Source organism: Amycolatopsis sp. NPDC005961, assembly GCF_040629235.1.
Classification (GTDB): domain Bacteria; phylum Actinomycetota; class Actinomycetes; order Mycobacteriales; family Pseudonocardiaceae; genus Amycolatopsis; species Amycolatopsis camponoti.
The window spans coordinates 90,140-107,224 of the sequence record NZ_JBEXVF010000011.1 but is presented as its reverse complement, the minus strand read 5'-3'; the positions used below and the strand labels follow the sequence as shown (position 1 = coordinate 107,224).

At 70.1% G+C, this 17,085-nt stretch carries 16 protein-coding genes; 5 read left to right on the top strand and 11 right to left on the bottom strand.

Going from position 1 to position 17,085, the window contains the following annotated elements; all coding sequences use genetic code 11:
• Positions 1-7: 7 nt before the first annotated feature.
• The 5 genes from ABZ342_RS12875 (at position 8) to ABZ342_RS12855 (ending at position 5,568) form a co-directional block, all read left to right on the top strand.
• Positions 8-1,528 carry a right-handed parallel beta-helix repeat-containing protein gene (locus ABZ342_RS12875; RefSeq protein WP_360472089.1) on the top strand — a complete coding sequence of 507 codons (1,521 nt, stop codon included), beginning with the start codon at positions 8-10 and terminating at the stop codon, positions 1,526-1,528.
• An 82-nt stretch (positions 1,529-1,610) separates the two neighbouring features.
• Positions 1,611-2,783 (top strand): O-antigen ligase domain-containing protein, encoded by a 1,173-nt coding sequence (locus ABZ342_RS12870; protein WP_360472261.1) that lies wholly within the window; start codon positions 1,611-1,613, stop codon positions 2,781-2,783.
• A complete protein-coding gene (locus tag ABZ342_RS12865; protein WP_360472086.1) occupies positions 2,780-3,955 on the top strand; it encodes a glycosyltransferase family 4 protein in 1,176 nt (391 codons plus the stop codon). The genes ABZ342_RS12870 and ABZ342_RS12865 overlap by 4 nt, the downstream gene beginning before the upstream one ends.
• Entirely contained in the window at positions 3,952-4,599 is a 648-nt protein-coding gene (locus ABZ342_RS12860; protein WP_360472084.1) for a phosphatase PAP2 family protein, read from the top strand. The genes ABZ342_RS12865 and ABZ342_RS12860 overlap by 4 nt, the downstream gene beginning before the upstream one ends.
• A 354-nt stretch (positions 4,600-4,953) precedes the next feature.
• Entirely contained in the window at positions 4,954-5,568 is a 615-nt protein-coding gene (locus ABZ342_RS12855) for a maleylpyruvate isomerase family mycothiol-dependent enzyme (protein WP_360472081.1), read from the top strand.
• On the opposite strand, the gene ABZ342_RS12850 is transcribed toward ABZ342_RS12855, so the two are convergent.
• The 11 genes from ABZ342_RS12850 to ABZ342_RS12800 form a co-directional block, all read right to left on the bottom strand.
• Entirely contained in the window at positions 5,555-6,169 is a 615-nt protein-coding gene (locus ABZ342_RS12850) for an HAD-IA family hydrolase (protein ID WP_360472078.1), read from the bottom strand. The two genes, ABZ342_RS12855 and ABZ342_RS12850, sit on opposite strands and share 14 nt — an antisense overlap.
• A 167-nt stretch (positions 6,170-6,336) precedes the next feature.
• Positions 6,337-7,818 (bottom strand): right-handed parallel beta-helix repeat-containing protein, encoded by a 1,482-nt coding sequence (locus ABZ342_RS12845; RefSeq protein WP_360472075.1) that lies wholly within the window; start codon positions 7,816-7,818, stop codon positions 6,337-6,339.
• A gap of 147 nt (positions 7,819-7,965) precedes the next feature.
• Complete coding sequence (locus ABZ342_RS12840) at positions 7,966-9,282, bottom strand: glutamate-1-semialdehyde 2,1-aminomutase (protein WP_360472072.1); 1,317 nt, start codon at positions 9,280-9,282, stop codon at positions 7,966-7,968.
• Positions 9,283-9,287: 5 nt separating this feature from the next.
• Positions 9,288-9,836 carry a dTDP-4-dehydrorhamnose 3,5-epimerase family protein gene (locus ABZ342_RS12835; protein WP_155548809.1) on the bottom strand — a complete coding sequence of 183 codons (549 nt, stop codon included), beginning with the start codon at positions 9,834-9,836 and terminating at the stop codon, positions 9,288-9,290.
• Positions 9,833-11,017 carry a polysaccharide pyruvyl transferase family protein gene (locus ABZ342_RS12830; protein WP_360472070.1) on the bottom strand — a complete coding sequence of 395 codons (1,185 nt, stop codon included), beginning with the start codon at positions 11,015-11,017 and terminating at the stop codon, positions 9,833-9,835. The genes ABZ342_RS12835 and ABZ342_RS12830 overlap by 4 nt, the downstream gene beginning before the upstream one ends.
• Positions 11,014-11,958 (bottom strand): glycosyltransferase family A protein, encoded by a 945-nt coding sequence (locus tag ABZ342_RS12825; RefSeq protein WP_155548811.1) that lies wholly within the window; start codon positions 11,956-11,958, stop codon positions 11,014-11,016. The genes ABZ342_RS12830 and ABZ342_RS12825 overlap by 4 nt, the downstream gene beginning before the upstream one ends.
• Before the next feature lie 7 nt (positions 11,959-11,965).
• On the bottom strand, positions 11,966-13,339 hold the full coding sequence (locus tag ABZ342_RS12820; RefSeq protein WP_360472068.1) for a hypothetical protein: 1,374 nt from the start codon (positions 13,337-13,339) through the stop codon (positions 11,966-11,968).
• 5 nt (positions 13,340-13,344) lie between these two features.
• Positions 13,345-14,625 (bottom strand): DUF4910 domain-containing protein, encoded by a 1,281-nt coding sequence (locus ABZ342_RS12815; protein ID WP_360472065.1) that lies wholly within the window; start codon positions 14,623-14,625, stop codon positions 13,345-13,347.
• On the bottom strand, positions 14,625-15,644 hold the full coding sequence (locus ABZ342_RS12810; protein ID WP_360472062.1) for an SDR family oxidoreductase: 1,020 nt from the start codon (positions 15,642-15,644) through the stop codon (positions 14,625-14,627). The genes ABZ342_RS12815 and ABZ342_RS12810 overlap by 1 nt, the downstream gene beginning before the upstream one ends.
• 4 nt (positions 15,645-15,648) lie before the next feature.
• Positions 15,649-16,296: a PIG-L deacetylase family protein gene (locus ABZ342_RS12805; RefSeq protein ID WP_360472060.1), complete on the bottom strand. Its 648-nt coding sequence runs from the start codon at positions 16,294-16,296 to the stop codon at positions 15,649-15,651.
• Entirely contained in the window at positions 16,293-17,084 is a 792-nt protein-coding gene (locus ABZ342_RS12800; RefSeq protein ID WP_360472057.1) for a glucose-1-phosphate cytidylyltransferase, read from the bottom strand. Before ABZ342_RS12800 ends, ABZ342_RS12805 begins: the two co-directional genes overlap by 4 nt.
• Position 17,085: the final 1 nt, after the last annotated feature.

The window sequence follows — 17,085 nt, the reverse complement described above, 5'->3', positions numbered from 1 at the left end:
CCCGCCCGTGACAGCCCGCTTCCGACTCCGCCGTGCCGCTCCGCTGCTCGGCGTCCTCCTCACGGTCGCGGCGTGCTCGAGCGGGCCGGACAGCAGCGGCCCGGCCCAGGCGACCCCGGCCCCCAGCGGGTCGGTCGCGGCGGTCTGCGACAAGGAACCGGCCGGCCCGGCGACGGCCCCGGCGGGTGCGGTCGTCGTCGACCCGGCGGTGCCCGGCGACCTCGCCACCAAGACGCGCTCGGCCGCCGCCGGCACGACGTTCTGGCTCAAGCCGGGCAAGCACATCCTCGGCGACGACAAGTACGACCAGGTCTCGCCCAAGGACGGCGACGCCTACATCGGCGCTCCCGGCGCGGTCGTCGACGGCCGGAAGATCAACCAGTACGCGTTCACCGGCCACGGGACGAACGTCAAGCTCACGTACCTGACCGTCCAGGGCTTCGCCGCGCCCCGCGACGAAGGCGTGGTCAACCACGACTCCGGCGACGGCTGGGTGATCGAGCACTCGACCATCCAGGACAACGACGGTGCCGGCCTGATGGCGGGTGCGCGCCAGCAGGTGCGCGGAAACTGCCTGCGCCGCAACGGCCAGTACGGGATCAACGCCTTCTCGGGCAGCACCCCGATCACCGCGCTGGTCGTCGAGGGCAACGAGATCGCCGGCAACAACACCGGCGACTGGGAAGCGAAGATCGACGGCTGCGGCTGCACCGGCGGCGTCAAGTTCTGGGACGTCAACGGCGCCGACGTGCGCGGCAACTGGGTGCACGACAACCACGGCACCGGGCTGTGGGCCGACACGAACAACAACGACTTCCTCATCGAGGGCAACCTCATCGAGAACAACGACAGTGCCGCGCTGATCTACGAGATCAGCTACAACGCGATCATCCGCGACAACACGATCCGCAAGAACAACTGGGTCGACGGCCGCCGGTACGCCGACAAGGGCGACAACTTCCCGACCCCGGCGATCTACATCTCCGAGTCCGGCGGCGAGCCGCGGATCAAGGCGCGGACGGCGAAGATCGAGATCTCCCGCAACTACCTGGAGAACAACTGGTCCGGGATCACGTTGTGGGAGAACGCCGATCGCTACTGCAACAGCCCGGCCAACACCTCGTCCGGGGACTGCACCCGGTTGGTGCCGGACGTCAAGACGTGCGCGGACCCGGCCATCACGAGCGGGCCGCTGCTGGGCGACTGCCGCTGGAAGACCCAGCACGTCGACATCCACGACAACAAGTTCGTCCTCGACCCGGCGGTCGTCGGCTGCCAGGCGTCGTGCGGGCGGATGGGCCTGCTCTCGAACTTCGGCACCTACCCGGACTGGTCGCCGTACAAGGGCGCCGTCGTCCAGGAGGCGATCACGTACAAGCAGGACAACCGCTGGCACGACAACAGCTACGCCGGCCCGTGGACCTTCATCGCGTACACCACTGACCGCATCCTCGAGGTCGGCGAATGGGAAGGCTCGCCGTACTCGCAGGACACCGGCAGCACGTACACCGCACAGGGCGGGGGCTGACATGGCGACGCAGACCGGCATCGCGGGCATCCGCGGCGAGGCCGCGGCCGAGCGCGCGTCGGCGACCCCGAAGTGGGCCGCGGTGGCGTGGGCCCTGCTGATCATCAACACGCTCGGCTCGACCGGCGCGAAGACGGTCATCCCGCTGCCGCGCTCGGTCAGCCAGCTGGTCACCATGGGCTCGCTGATGACGGCGTTCGTGATCGCGCTGGCGCTGAACAAGCACCTGCGGATCCGGCCGAGCGCGTACCTGCTGCTGCTGACGTTGCTGCTGGTGTCGAGCATCCTGTCCAGCGCCGACCTGCAGGAGGGCGCCGGCGCGTTGTTCCGGTGCTTCCGGCTCACGGTGTTCCTCTCCACGCTCTGGTTGCTGACCCGCTGGTGGGACGGCGGCTTCACGTTCGTCCGCGCCCACATTCGGACGTACTCCGTCGTGCTCGCGTCGGTGGCGATCGGCCTCGTGATCTCGCCCGGCAACGCGATGCCGGAGGAGTACGGCGGCCGGCTGTCGGGCGCGGTCTGGCCGCTGACCCCGCCGCAGATCGGCCAGTACGCGGCGGTCATCGCCGGGCTCACGCTCCTCCTCTGGTTCGGGCGCCGGACCACCTGGCGCAGCGCGGTGTACATCGTGGTGCCGGCGTTGGGGCTGTTGCTGCTCACGCACACCCGCACGGCGACGCTCGGCCTGGTCGCCGGGCTGGGCGTGGCCTTCCTGTCGATGCTGCTGACCAGCGCCCGCGCCCGGAAGGTGTTCGCGTGGACGGTCGGCGTCGGCGGAGTTGCCGGCGTGGTGCTGGCGGGCGCGCTGCAGGCGTGGTTCCTCCGCGGGCAGAGCGCGGACAACTTCTCCAGCCTGACCGGCCGCGCGAAGGTGTGGGACGCGCTGCTGGAGGCCCCACGGACGACGTCGGAGTACATCTTCGGGGTCGGGCTGACGGACAAGTCCTACGACGGCCTGCCGATCGACAACAGCTGGCTCGCGATCTACCACGAGCAGGGTTTCGTCGGGATCGCGCTGGTGGCGGGGTTCCTCCTCACGTTGGTCGTGGTGGCCGTGCTGCGGCCGCCGTCGCTGGCTCGCGCGTGCGCGATCTTCCTGATCACCTACTGCATTTCGGCCTCCTACACCGAAGCCGGTCTCGGCGACGCGTCGCCGTACCTGCTGCACCTGGCCCTGGCCGCGTCGCTGCTGGTCCGCGGGGTGCCGCAGTCCGACGAACAAGCATTCATCCCGGCGAAGGGGACAGTCGCGTGAAGGTGCTCGTGGTGCACAACCGGTACCGGTCCGAGCAGCCGAGCGGCGAGAACAACGTCGTGGACGCCGAGGTGACGCTGCTCGCCGACGGCGGGCACCAGGTGTCGCTGTTCGAACGCCGCAGCGACGACATCTCGGCGATGCCGCTGCCCCGCAAGGCCGCGGTGCCGCTCACGGTCCCGTGGAACCCGGCGGTGCGGAAGGAGCTCGCCGCCCGGCTGCGCGCGTCCCGCCCGGACGTCGTGCACATCCACAACACTTTCCCGCTGCTGTCGCCGTCGGTGGTCGCGGCCTGCGCGGACGCGGGGGTGCCCGCGGTTGCGACGCTCCACAACTACGGGATGGTCTGCCCACCCGGGACGCTCCACCGCGACGGCCGCATCTGCACCGAGTGCGTCGGCGGCGCACCGTTGCCGGCGGTGAAGCACGGCTGCTACCGCGGTTCCCGCGTGGCGACGCTCCCGATGGCGGCGAGCACGGCCGCGAACCGGCGCCGGTGGTGGACGGGCATCGCCCGGTTCTTCTGCATTTCGGCGGCCCAACGTGACCTCCTGGTGTCGGCCGGGATGCCCGGCGAGCGGATGGCGGTGAAGCACAACTTCGTCACCGACCCCGGTGTCCGCCGCACCGGCGACGGCAAGCACGTGCTGTTCCTCGGCCGCGTCACCGAGGAGAAGGGGGTCGGCCTGCTGATGCGGGCCTGGGACCGCCTCGGCGGTGCCCTGGGTGTCCCGCTGGTCATCGCCGGCACCGGCCCGATGCAGGACGAGGTCGCGACCTGGGCGGCCGGACGTGCTGACGTGTCGTACGTAGGTCTGCAGAACAAGGCGGAGTGCCGTGCCTTGACGGCCGACGCGGTGGCGGTGGTGGCGCCTTCGACGTGGCTGGAGGCGTTCGGCCTGGTGGTCGTCGAGGCGATGGCCGCGGGCGTCCCGACGGTGGCGGCGTCGCACGGCGCGTTCCCGGAACTGGTGGACGACGGCGTCACCGGCCTCCTGCACGCACCGAACGACGCCGGCTCGCTGGCGGACCGGCTGCGCACGGTGGTCGGCGAGAGAAACCGCGAGATGGGCGACGCGGCCCGCGTCCGGTACGAGAAGGACTTCACGCCGGCGGTCGGCTTGGACCGGTTGATCGCCGGATACGAGGCGGCGATCGAGGCGCGCGGGTGAGGCAGCTGGTCCGGACGGCGCCTGCGGCCCTGCCGGCCACGCTGCGCGCCCCCCTGGCCATGACGGCTGCCCTGGCGACGGCGGTGCTGGTCGCGCTCGGCATCCTGCACTTCCACGAGTCCGGGCTGAAGGGGATCGACGCGGCGCTGCTCCCGTCGATCGACGGCGTACAGCCGCCATGGCGGTACGTGGCCCTGGTCTTCGACTTCGGCGGCGAGCCGATCGGGTCGACGATCCTGGTCGCGTTGCTGGCGCTGGTGTGCTTCCTGGTCCACCGCATCCGGACGGCCGTGCTGACGGTGCTCGGCGTCGTGGCGACGGTGGCGGTGACGACGCTGCTGAAGCCGATCGTCGGCCGCACGATCCATGGCGAGTTCCTTTCGTATCCGAGTGGCCACACGGCGCTGGCGACCGCGCTGGCGGTGGTGATCGCACTGGTGTTGGCGGACCGGCTGGGTTGGGGTCGGGCCCCGGCGGTGGTGTTGGTCTTGGGGCTGGCGGTGGTCGCGGGGGTGGCGATGGGCTGGGCCGAGGTAGCCCTGGGGGCGCACTACCCGACGGACGCGGTGGGCGGGTTTTGTGCGGCGCTGGCGGCTGTCCCGGCGACGGCGTGGCTGGTGGACCGCGTGGCTGAACGGCTTTGATTCACGAGCGCGGGCCCGGGGTGTGGGGTTCGTGTCGTCGTTGAGGTGAGCCGCACGTGAGTGGCCGTCTGCGGGCGGCGGTCGGAGCGGATCCCAGCCCCGCCGCTCGATCCGTTCGGGGCACTGCCGTACCGGCTGGCCGGGGACCTGCGCGGCGCACGCCGGCGCTGTCCCGGCCCCTGCCCCCCCTGCCGGCCCAGTGCCTGGTCTCCGGCTCCGCGGAGCCCGGCTCAACCCGGCCGCGGGGCTGCCCGCAGAGTGAACGGGTTCCTTCGTGTGGTCTCGGTGTCGGTCTGGGCGGCTTGCGTTCGTCGGTGGGGTGACTTACCCGCGAAGCTCGCGAAGGAGAGACCGATGATCCAAGACCTGATCGCCGCCGAGCGGCGGGAGTTGGCTGCTGTGCTGGGTGAGCTGGCGCCGGCCGACTGGGGCTCGGCGACCCTGTGCGCCGGGTGGCGGGTTCCTGAGGTCGTCGCGCACATGACCATGCCGTTTCGCTTCACGACCGGGCGGTTCGTGCGCGAGATGGTGAAGTCCGCGGGGCGCTTCAACCGGATGGCCGATCGCGTGGCTCGGCGGGAGGCCTCCGAGCTTTCGCGCGAGGCTTTGGTCGCCTCGCTGCGGGACAACGCCGACCACCCGTGGCAGCCGCCCGGCGGTGGGCCGGAGGGAGCTCTCAGCCACGACGTCATCCACGGCCTCGACATCACCACGGCCCTCGGGCTGGGCCGCCGAGTGCCTCCGGAACGGCTGGAAGTGGTTCTCGGTGGGGTCAAGCCGAAGCAAGTGAAGTACTTCGGGACCGATCTGACCGGCGTCGGCCTGCGTGCGGATGATCTCGACTGGTCGTACGGCACCGGTACCCCGCTCACCGGCCTGGCCCAGGATCTGCTTCTCGTCCTCTGCAACCGGCGTCTGCCGGCAGGACGTCTTCGAGGAGAGCCGAGCGCGCGCTTCACCACGGTCTGAGCTCCTTCCGCAAATTCTCCATTGTGGACAGTTGGGTCGTGCCGTACTGCAGTGCTTGCAGGCCGGCGGCGCGTGCGGCCGAGACGTTCTCCGCGCGGTCGTCGATGAGCAGGATCCGGTTCGGGAGCACGTCGAGGCGGCGGCATACGCCGGTGAACGCTTCGGGATCCGGCTTGCGTACTCCGGTGTCGCCGCTGATGAACCAGTCGGTCAGGTACTCGCCGAGGCCGAACCGCTCGCGCAGGAGCTTCGACCACTCGCTGACGTCGTTGCTGAGGCAGCCGAGCCGCACTCCGGTGGCGTCGAGCTCGGCGAGGACCGCGACCACGCCTTCGGTCAGCCGGTGGTTGCGGCAGTAGTCCTCGTCGGATGCGTCGGATGCTCCGGCTGTCGCCCAGAAGTCCGCGGAGGACATCTTGCCGAGGCTGCATTCCTGGTACAGCTGGACGATCTTTTCTCGGCGCAGCACGCAGCCTTGGCTGCGAAGGTAGGGCACGAGCAGTTCGCCGACGTCGTCGGCGGAGGAGTACAAGACGCCCATCGCGTCGAACAGGACGACGTCGATCGCGTCGCGGTCGAGGGGGTCGGGGATGGCTGGCATGTCTCCGACGGTACCGAACACCCGTGCGAACGCCATCACTGAAATGGGTGAAGTGCGCGCTGTCCGGAATCCTCCTTTCGCGACTTTTCCCTTTGGTAGCAAGGAAAAACTGGGTCAGGGAACGAAGTCGCGGCGAAAAGTGTCGGACCCCGTCGGCAAGCTCCTGATCAGCAGCCGGCGGTCCCACCGTCGAACGAAGAACACTCGTCCTGCGAGTAGGGCTCCGCCCGCCAGCCCGCAGCGTCGACCGTCCTGGAGGTGTCATGCACGACGAAGGTCCACGGCCCGGCATAGGAGTTGTCGTGCCACCGGTTGGCCTGGCGGAAGGTGATGGCGTCTTCGATCACCGTTCCCTTGTAGGGCGACCAATCCGGGAACGTCCCGAAGTTCGCCAGGAGGGCCATCCGCCCGCACAGGCTCGTGCAGCCGACGCGGCCGGCGTCGAACCGGAAGGTGTTCCCGTGGATCTCCACCCGCTGTGTCTTCCAGCGGCAGTCGTCGTACGCCGGGGACTTCTCGATCGTGCCCGCGGCGCACGAAGACTTCGCCGCCGCCTTGGTGCAGTAGCCGGTCGAGGTGTTCGCCGGGCTGTTGCAGAAACGATCGGCGTTCTCCCACAACGTGATCCCGGCCCAGTTGTCCTCGAACGTGTTCCCGCTGATGTCGACGGACGATGTCCGCGCCGGTACGCGCGGCTCGCCGCCCGATTCCGACAGGTACACCGACGCCACCGGGAAGTTGTCGCCACGCGCCGCGAACGCCCGGCCCTGGACCAGGGTGTTGCCGCGGAACGTGTTGCCTCGCAGGACCAGGTTGTAGCTGATCTCGTAGAACAGCGCTTCGGCGTCGTTGGCTTCGAACAGGTTGCCCTCGACGAGGAAGTCGTTGTTGTTCGTGTCGGCCCACAGGCCGGCGCCGTGGTTGCCGTGGACCCAGTTGCCGCTGATGTCGGCGCCGTTCACGGCCCAGAACTTCGCGCCGCCGCTGCACCCGCAGCCCGGCACCTTGGTCTCCCAGTCGCCGGTGTTGTTGCCGGTGATCTCGTTGCCCTCCAGCACGAGCCCGGTGATGCCGTCGCCGGCCTGGTAGGCGTTGAGCCCGTACTGGCCGTTGTTCCGCAGGCAGCTGTGCCGGACGACCTGGCGCGCCCCGGCCATCAGCCCCGCGCCGGCGTTGTCCTCGATGGTCGTGTTCTCGATGAGCCAGCCGTCGCCGGAGTCGTGGTTCACCACGCCCTGATCCTGGAGCGCGGCGAACCCGCGGATCTTGAGCCCGCGGATCTCGACGTCGCGGGCCCGCTGGGTGAAGGCCGCCTGGTTGACGCCGCGGCCGTCGACGACCGCGCCCGGCGCGCCGAGGTACACGTCGCCGTCCTTCGGGGCGACCTGGCCGAACCGGTCGGTGCCGAGCGTGTGGGTGCCGGGGCGAAGCCAGAAAGTCGTACCGGGCGGGTTCGCCGCCGTCTTGGCCGAGAGGTCCCCGTCGACGCCCGGATCGACGGGGACGGCCCCGGGAGGCGCTTCCTCGTGCTCCGCGGGCTGGTGGTCGCACACCGGCCCGGGCCCGTCGGTGGCCCGCGCGATCGCCGGGCACGCCACGGCGATCATGAGCGAGCAAGCAGCGACGAGAACCGCACGAGATCTGCCCATGGCAGGAAGTTACGCACGAACGAGCCGGAAAACAGTCACCCTCAAGTGTCCTCATCGGACCCAAGGGGTGAATCCGGCCCGTCCGTGGGGGAGCCGGTCCCGTGCCGGCCGGGGCGAACTCCCTGGCCGGCCGGTACCGCTGATCGATCAGGCGTGCTTGCGGAAGACGGGCTGCACCGGGCGCCCGCCCATCCACGGCGTCGGGTCGTTGGCGTCGAGGGCCTTGCGGTAGACCGTGCAGGCCCCGGCGACCACGTCGATGGTCTTGTCGATGTCCGCCTCGGTGAGCGCGGCACTGACCACGAAGGACGGTCCGAGCACCCCGCCGGCCACCAGTTCGCGCAGGAACAGCGTCCGGTACGGCTGGGACGGCACGAGCTGCTCGTCGAGCGTGCCGAAGACCAGGTTGCTGGAACGGCCGCGGACGACCACGTGGTCACCGACCCCGATCCCGTTCGCGACCTCGCGGACACCGGCGGCGAGCCGGTCGCCGAGGGCGTGGAGCTTGCCGATGACGTCCTCGTCGCGGTAGACGTCCATCACCGCCATCGCGGCGGCGAGGGAGTGGGTCTCCGCGCCGTGCGTGGTGGAGAGCAGGAACACCCGCTCGCGGTCGGTGTTCAGGCCGCCGATCTCCATCAGCTCCCGCTTGCCGGCCAGCGCGGAGATGGCGAAGCCGTTGCCAAGGGCCTTGCCGAACGTCGAGAGGTCCGGAGTGACGCCGTAGAGGCCCTGCGCGCCGTGCGCGGACCAGCGGAACCCGGTGATCATCTCGTCGAAGATCAGCACGACGCCGTGGCGCGTGGCGAGCTCCCGCAGTCCCTTGAGGTACCCCGGGGGCGGACCGACCGCGGCGGCCGGCTCCAGGATCATGCAGGCGATCTCGCCCTCGTGGCGCTGCAGCAGCTCCTCCGTCGCCTGCAGGTTGCCGTACGGGAAGGACACGACCGCTTCCGTCGTCTCGTCCGGGATACCCGCGTTCATCGGCGTGGTGCCGATGAACCAGTCGTCGGTCGAGAAGAAGGCGTGGTCGGCGCACTTGGCGACGAGCCGGCGGCCGGTGGCCGCGCGGGCCAGCCGGACGGCGGCCGTCGTGGCGTCCGAGCCGTTCTTGGTGAACTTCACCATGTCGGCCGTCGGGACGTTCTCGAGGAACCGCTCGGCGGCTTCGGCCTCGATGATCGACGGGCGGATGAAGTTGCTGCCCTTCTCCAGCTCGGCCCGGACCGCGTCCAGGATCCGCGGGTGGGCGTGGCCGAGGCTGACGGCTCTCAGCCCGGCGCCGTACTCGATGTACTCGTTGCCGTCGACGTCCCAGACGTGGCCACCACGGCCGTGGGAGATGACCGGAGCCATCATGTCGGGATACTGGTCCGAGCCCTTGGCGTAAGTGTGCGCACCGCCCGGGATGACCCGGTGCAGCCGCTCGTTAGCCTTGACGGAGCGGGGCAAGTTCGTTCCCATGGGGGTCACCTCGTTGGTTTCAACGCCTCTCCGAGAGACGGCGCGCGCTCATCCCGGTCACTGACCATTGTGACCGACAGTGGCCACGAAATGTCCAATTCTGGGTCTTTGTACGAAATCGTAATGTCTTCGGACGGGTCATGGGGTCGATCGATACGGTACGACACGTCCGAGATTTCGGTGAGTGACTGGAATCCGTGCGCGCAGCCTGCCGGGATGTATACGGAAACCTGCGTCTCACCGGAAAGTTCGAACGTTTTGACATTGCGGAATGTCGGCGAATCCGGTCGGAGATCCACGACGACGTCGAAGATCGCGCCGTGCGAACACCGCACCAGCTTCGCCTCGCCGGCGCCGCCGCGCAGGTGCATCCCGCGCACGACTCCCTTGCGGGAACGGGAAAGACTGTCCTGGGCGAAGCCGTCCGGGTCGATCCCCACCGACGCGACGACCTCGCGGTCGAACGTCCGGCTGAAGAAGCCGCGCTCGTCCGCGTGCGGAGTCGGTTCGAACAGGTACACGCCCTGGATTTCGGGCACCGGAATGGCCTTCATCGCGCACCCCCGAAGAGGGCCGCCGAAAGGGCGGCGAACTGGTCCTTGAGCCGTTGCGCGTTCATGTCGTTCCGTTCCAGGAGCGTCTGGCGCAGTTCGGCCGAGCGGTTTTCCAGCTCGGCGAACTGCTCGAGGAGCCGGTCGTAGTCGACGGTCTTCGCCCGCTGGGTGAAGCCGTCGAGGCCCATCTCCGCCATGAGCACGTCGTTCTTCGGCGCGTACCCGATTGCTACGGTCGGTTTCGCGATCTTCAGGGCGCAGAGCACGTTGTGGTATCGCGTGGCCACCACGCTGTCCACCGTCGCCATCTCGTGCATCAGCTCGCCCAGGGTCTCCGCCGACGCCGCCGTCACCAGCGGGGAAGCGGTCTTCTCGATGATCTCGTCGACGACCTGCCGGTCGATCTGATCACCGATGAACAGCCGGACGGGTCTGCCCTGGTCAACGAGCCACGCGACGAAACGGTTCATCGTGTCGGCGTAGTGGCGGTAGATGCGGTCGCCGTCGGCGCGGTCTTCGTTACCGCCGTAGTAGGCCATCACGCCGACGCCGACGGTGCCCGGCACGCCGCCGGCGGCCGGAGTGGGGAGGGAGAACGCGAGGTCGGGGTAGACCTCGTCACGGCTGGTGTCGACACCCATCGCGCGCATGGCGTCGCGGGAGATGTCGTCGCGGTAGGAGCGGTACGCGGCCAGCCGGCCGGACCAGCGGACGAGCGTCCGCGTGGCCCGCGCGCTGATCTCGTTGGCGCCGACGCTGACCAGCGCGACCTTGGTGCCGAAGAGCCGCCCGGTGGCGGAGAGGAGGAAGAGCGAATACGGGAAACCCCACGGACGCAACGGAAGCGTCGCTTCGAGGACGCCCATGCCGGGCACGATGACGACGTCCTGCTTGCGGACCCAGGCGGCCGTGCGGCCGATGTCGACCAGCTTGCCGAGTCCCTTGAGGACGATCGACCGGAGGCCGGACGCCGTCTCGTACTCGGCCTGGTTCCAGTGCAGGGGCGTGGTGTCGACGCCGTACCGCTCGCGGACGATGTCCGGGCCGCCCACCAGGCCGGTCAGGACCGCGTCCGGGTGTTCGGTGCGCAGGTAGCCGAGCACGGCTTCGAGGGAACCGTCGTTGCCGAGGTTGCCCGAGCCGAGCAGGCCGAAGACGCCGACGCGCGGGGCACGCTTCACGCGAGCCTGCCTTCCCGGCCGGCCACGATCTCGTTGACCGTGGCGACGTCGGAGGCGGTCGGGGCGCGGTCCTCGACGCGTTCGCCGTGGCCGGAGCGCGCCCGGTTGGTCAGCCAGGCGCCGAGGTGCCCGAAGCACTCGCGCTTGTCGGCGGCCGAGATCGGCGCGCGGCGGATCAGGTCCGCGAACCCGAAGACGTACTCGCCGAGCAGGCGGACGGTGGGGTTCCGGAGCCGGTTCGCGCGCCGCGGGTCCAGATTCGCGCACCGGCTCCGGATGGTCGGGTTGGCCCGTTCCGCGCGGCCCGGGTGGTCGCGGCGGAAGTAGAGCAGCTCGGGCACCTGGTGGAACGGGCCGTGCAGGGCCATCTCGGCCGAGTACGTCCGGTCCGCGTGGTGGTAGCTGTCGAGCGGCTTGACGCGGCGGAGGACGTCCGTGCGGATGACGCCGTAGAAGTCGTCGCCGCCCGGCTCGAACAGGACCGCGCGGAAGCGGTCCGGCGCGTGCGGGGACGCCGTGTCCAGCGTGTACTCGAGCGGCTGGACGATGCGGCCGTCGCCGTCGATGATCGCCTGGTCGCAGTGGGCGAGCATGACCTCGGGGCGCTCGTCGAGGGCCTCGATGCACCGCTTGAGGAGGTCGCGGGCGTAGAGGTCGTCGTGGGAGACCCACTTGAACAGCTCGGTGCGGGAGACGTCGAACACGAAGTTGTGGTTCGGCGTCGCGCCGATGTTCTTCGGCTGGCGCACGTAGCGGATCCGGGAGTCCTTGTCCGCGTACTGGCGGCAGATCTCGTCGGTCCGGTCGGTGGACGCGTTGTCCGAGATGACCAGCTCGAAGTCTTCGTAGGTCTGGCCGAGCAGGGCGTCCAGCGACTCGGCGAGGTACTCCTCGCCGTTGTACACCGGGAGGCCGAGGCTCAGCCGCGGGACGGTGGTCATGGAGTCCTCATTCCTTGATCGGCTCTTTGATCGGCTCGAAGACCACGGTGGTTTCGTTGATCGTTTCCCGGAGCGGGGCGAAGACGATGGTCGTCTCGTTGGCTCCCGGCTCCGGCGGGACGTAGTCGCGCAGCCCGAGCCGCAGCTGCCACCACCAGACGACGGAGCCGGTGAGCGTGGCGATCGCGACGCCCCACGCGGACCCGGCGGCATCACCGAGGAAGGCGCCGGTGATGCCGAACGTGACGTAGAACAGGGAGGCGATCAGCTGCGACCGCAGGCTCCGCGGTGCGGCGCCCAGTGCCCGCAGCCCGGCCGCCGCGCCGGTGGCGAAGCTCGCGCCGACCACGGCCAGGGTGACCGGGAGGATCAGCGGGGACGACGAGTCCCACACCGAGCCCATCACCCAGCGGCCGGCGCCGTCGGGCACCAGGAGCAGCAGCCCGAGGCCCCAGCACAGCGCGGCGGCGGCCTGGCCGCCGCCGAGGATCATGCAGAAGTGCTTCAGCCGGTGCGGGGCCCGCTGGAGCACCCGCGCGCCCTCGGCGACCGTGACCAGCGACAGCCCCATGAGCAGGGCCAGGAACGGCCCGAGGAGCTGCTCGGCGCCGCGGACCGCGCCGACGGCGGTGATGCCGGCGATGGCGCCGAGGCCGTACGCGCGCAGCTGGGACGCGCCGCTGTTGCTGACGTTCTCGACCAGGTAGCGGACACTCAGGTCGCGCTGCCGCCGGAACCAGCCCAGTGCCTCGCGGGGGTGGGGCAGGATCCCGGTCTGGAACCAGCCGTAGGCGGCCGCGACCGCGCCGGAGAGGCCCCAGGCGAGCACGAACGCGACGACCGTGTGGACCTGAGCGGCAACGTACAGCGCCGGGAGGAGCGCCACGCCCCACACACAGTCGTTGATGAAGGCTTTCTTGCCCGCGCCGCGGGCGAAGAAGGCGAAGCGCCACGCGTCCTGCAGCAGCAGGCCCGGCAGGACGACGGCGAGCGCGACGAACGCGTTGCCGAGCGGGCCGCCCGCGGCCAGCCCCGCGACCAGGCTGATCAGCCCGGTCGCGCAGCCGACGCCGATCGCGGTGCCCGACGCGCTGGCGACCCCCAGTCGCCAGCGGGCCTCCGGCACCGCGCTGAACCGCACCATCAGCGGGTCGGTGGCCAGACCCCGGGAAACGTTCAAGACGACGCCGTAGGTCACCCAGGCGAGGCTGAAGATGCCGAAGGCGAACGTCCCGAGCGAGCGGGCCACGTACAGCCCGACGGCGAAGTTGGTCAGGCTGGACACCGCCTGGTCGCCGAGGCCCCAGCTCAACCTTCCGGCCATCGCGCGCACCGCGCCCGACCGGAAGATCGAGCGCGGCGCACGGCGGTGGTTGGCCACGTCGCTCACTCCTTGACCAGACCGGCGTCGTGCAGAGCACGGGCCGCGACGTCGACGATGTCGAAGGGCAGCCCGGCTCGCTCGGCGATGTCCAGGAGCGAGTGCTCGCCGTCGGAGAGGTTGAGCACCCAGAGCATCGCCATCTGGGCCTGCTTGGCGTCGCTGCGGCCGCCGAGCGAGTCGTACAGCCCGCGCTTGCCGAGCTGCGGCTCGCCGTACGGGCTGAGGTTGACGTACCGGCGGTTGCGGTCCAGGACGCCGAAGGCGTCGCGAAGCGCGCCGAGGGTGTCCTCCATGGCCGTCGGCGAAACGAAGCTCGGGTTGTCCGCCGAGGTGTGGTACTCGGGGTAGCCCGCGTACGGCGTCCGCGTCAGGGAGCCGACGCCGAGGTTGAAGCCCGGCGAGCAGAACTGGCGCTCGTCGTAGCCATACGGCGAGAAGTCGACAACGCGGTGCTCGCGCGAGCGCAGCACGTGCTGCAGGACGCGGTCGATCTCGGCGTCGTCGCGGCGGGACTTCTTGTAGGTCAGCGGGCCCGGGTCGCCGGCGCAGGCCAGGACCAGGCCGTGCTTGACCTTGTCGATCCGCGACGAGTTGCGGGCCAGCCACGTGATCGAGCCGATCGTCCCCGGCATGAACAGGAACCGGTAGGTGTAGTGCGGCTGCGACTCGGCCAGCTGCTGGGCCAGCGACACCGCTACCGCGATGCCGGCCAGGTTGTCGTTGGCCAGCGACGGGTGGCAGACGTGGCAGGACACGATGACCTCGTCGGTGACGCGACCCGGGACGACGTGCTCGCCGTACGTCAGCGAGCCGTCGGCCAGGGTCGAGTCGATGACGACGTCGTACTCGCCGTCGGGCAGCGCGTCGAGCTTCTCCTGCGCGAGGCAGAAACCCCAGGCCGGGGCGTAGTAGCTGGTCCGGTAGGGCACCCACGACGGCTGGTCCGGCAGCGTGTGCAGGTGCTCCCGCAGCTCGCTCAGCGGCATCCGCTGCCGCACCGGGACGCTGTACCCCACGACGTGGAGGTTCGACTCCTGGAAGTCGATGACGCGCGAGCCGTCAGGAGACGCGACGTACGCGTCCCGGATGTTCCACTCCTGCGGGATCGTCCAGTCCAGCACCGCCGTGCCGGTCGGGACCTCGTGCCGCTCGAGCGCGATGTGCTCGCCGATGATGTCCAGGGTCTGCCGCACGCCGTCGCCGGTGATGCTGCGGCAGATCGGGTACAGCCTCTCGACCAGGGCGTGCAGCTCCGCCCCCGACCGCAGCTGCGTGCCCGTCACTAGTGCCGCCGCATGGTGTCGTCGATGCGGCCGGCTTCGCCTTCGCTCTTCAGCCAGGCGAGCCGGGTGAACAGCTTCTCGAACGACTCGCGGGTGAGCCCGAACTTGCGGTAGGCCTCGATGAGCTCGACGGCGCCGTCCTTGACCGACCACTCGCACGCGAAGCCCGGGATGGCGTCGCGGAAGCGCGAGAAGTCGACGCGGTAGGAGCGCGGGTCGGCGCCGGCCTCGCCGGTGATGTTCAGCGTCGAGCCCGGCACGGCCTCGACGACCTCCTGGGCGATCTCGGCGACGGTGACGTTGTTGTCCTCGGTGCCGATGTTGAAGGCCTTGTTGTGCACGGCCTCCTTGGGCGCCGTCAGCGCGGCGGTGAACGCGCGCGCGATGTCCTGGGCGTGCACCAGCGGCCGCCACGGGGTGCCGTCGGAGAGCACCAGCACCTCGCCGGACAGGTGCGCGTGCGCGGTGAGGTTGTTCAGCACGATGTCGCCGCGCAGCCGGGGCGAGTAGCCGAACGCGGTCGCGTTGCGCATGTAGACCGGGGTGAAGCCGTCGTCGGCGAGCTCGTGGACGTCGGCCTCGACGCGCACCTTCGACTCGGCGTACGGCGTCACCGGCTTCAGCGGCGCGTCCTCGTCGACCAGCTTGTCGCCGCCCGCGCCGTACACCGAGCAGGTCGACGCGTAGAGGTAGCGCTGCACGCCTGCGTCTTTGGCCAGCTTCGCGAGCTTCACCGACGCGTGGTGGTTGATGTCGTAGGTCAGCTCCGGCGCGAGCGAGCCGAGCGGGTCGTTCGAGAGCGCGGCGAGGTGGATCACCGCGTCGAAGCCCTCGACGTGCTTCGCCTCCACGTCGCGCAGGTCGACGGCGATCCCGGCCGGGTCGGCCGGCGTGGGTCCGAGCAGGCAGTCCTCGAACAGCCCCGAGTCGAGGCCGACGACCTCGTGACCGGCGGCCGCGAGCACCGGGGCCATCACCGTCCCCAGGTAGCCCTTGTGCCCCGTCAGCAACACCCGCATCGGATCAGCCCTTCAGGTCGAGAGTGAGTTTCTTGACGAAAAACGCTTCGGCGTACTTCGCGGCCGCTTCGATCCCGCGGATCCGCGCCAGGCCGAGGAACGCCTCGCGGTCGTACCAGCCGCGGTGCCGCTGCGACGCGTAGTGCGTCTGCAGCAGCCGGACCTTCTCCTCGGCGACGTCGTCGTCGAGCGGCTGGTACACCGAAGGGGCCCCGAGGTCGCCGTCCCACTTGACGATCTCGTAGCCCAGCGCGAGGTGGTCGCGGAACGCCGTCGGCACCAGCTTGGCGAGCCCGCGGTGGTCCTGGTGCGCGTCGTCGGTGCGCGGGGCCAGGATGACGTCCGGCTCGGTCCGCCGCCGCAGCTCCTCCAGGGCGTTCTTGGCCTCTTCCCAGTGCGCCGGGAAGCGCCCGTCCGGGAGTTTCAAGACCGTGACGTCGAGCTGCGCGCCCGGGCAGAACGCCGCGAGCGCCGCCCGCTCCTCGTCCTCGCGGGGCGTGCCGCCGCCGGACAGGATCACCGCGTCGACCCGCAGGCCCGGACGCCCGGCACAGAGCGTCAGCAGGGTGCCGCCGGCGCCGATCGCGATGTCGTCGCAGTGCGCGCCGAGGGCGACGACGCCGCCGAGCCGTCCCGGCCGCAGCCCGATCACGCGGTGCTCGCGACGGGCTGCTCCCAGAGCGCCCAGGGCTTCTTGCCGTGCGTGTACGCGTCGTCGAGCGCGGCGCGCTCCTTGACCGTGTCGGTCGGCTTCCAGAACCCGCGGTACGGGTAGGCCAGGAGCCGGCCGCGCTTGGCCAGCTCGCCGCAGCCGTCGGCGACCAGGTCGCCGTTCTCCGGGATGTGGTCGAAGACCTCCTGGCGGAGCACGAAGTACCCGCCGTTCTCCCACAGCGGCATCTCGCTGACCGCCGTGATCGAGCCGACCATGCCGCCCTCGTTCATCTCCACGCAGTGGAACGACGACTGCGGCGGGACGACCATCATCGACGCGCCGGCGTCGGTGTTCGAGAACCGCTCGATCATGTCGGGCAGCGGGACGTCGGAGAGGACGTCGGCGTAGTTCGCGAGGAACATCTCGTCGCCGTCGAGGTAGTCGCGGACGCGGCGCAGGCGCTCACCGATCGGCGACTCGATGCCGGTCTGCACGAAGGTGATCGTCCAGTCGGCGATGTCGGTCGAGAGCAGCTCGGCCTTGCCGCCCCGCAGGACGAAGTCGTTGGAAATGGTTTCCTGGTAGTTCAGGAAGAAGTTCTTGATGTGCGCCGCGCCGTAGCCGAGGCACAGGATGAACTCCGTGTGGCCGAAATGCGCGTAGTAGCGCATGACGTGCCAGATGAGCGGTCTCGGACCGACCATCGCCATCGGCTTGGGGACGTCGTCGGCCGCGCCGTTGCGCATCCGCATCCCGTAGCCACCGCAGAAGAGGACGACCTTCACT

What these genes read in the sequence shown, in the direction of transcription:
- ABZ342_RS12855 (WP_360472081.1), top strand. Translation starts at nt 4,954, where the DNA reads ATGATCCAAGACCTGATCGCCGCCGAGCGGCGGGAGTTGGCTGCTGTG.
- ABZ342_RS12810 (WP_360472062.1), bottom strand. Translation starts at nt 15,644, where the DNA reads ATGCGGGTGTTGCTGACGGGGCACAAGGGCTACCTGGGGACGGTGATG.
- ABZ342_RS12825 (WP_155548811.1), bottom strand. Translation starts at nt 11,958, where the DNA reads ATGACCACCGTCCCGCGGCTGAGCCTCGGCCTCCCGGTGTACAACGGC.
- ABZ342_RS12840 (WP_360472072.1), bottom strand. Translation starts at nt 9,282, where the DNA reads ATGGGAACGAACTTGCCCCGCTCCGTCAAGGCTAACGAGCGGCTGCAC.
- ABZ342_RS12845 (WP_360472075.1), bottom strand. Translation starts at nt 7,818, where the DNA reads ATGGGCAGATCTCGTGCGGTTCTCGTCGCTGCTTGCTCGCTCATGATC.
- ABZ342_RS12835 (WP_155548809.1), bottom strand. Translation starts at nt 9,836, where the DNA reads ATGAAGGCCATTCCGGTGCCCGAAATCCAGGGCGTGTACCTGTTCGAA.
- ABZ342_RS12850 (WP_360472078.1), bottom strand. Translation starts at nt 6,169, where the DNA reads ATGCCAGCCATCCCCGACCCCCTCGACCGCGACGCGATCGACGTCGTC.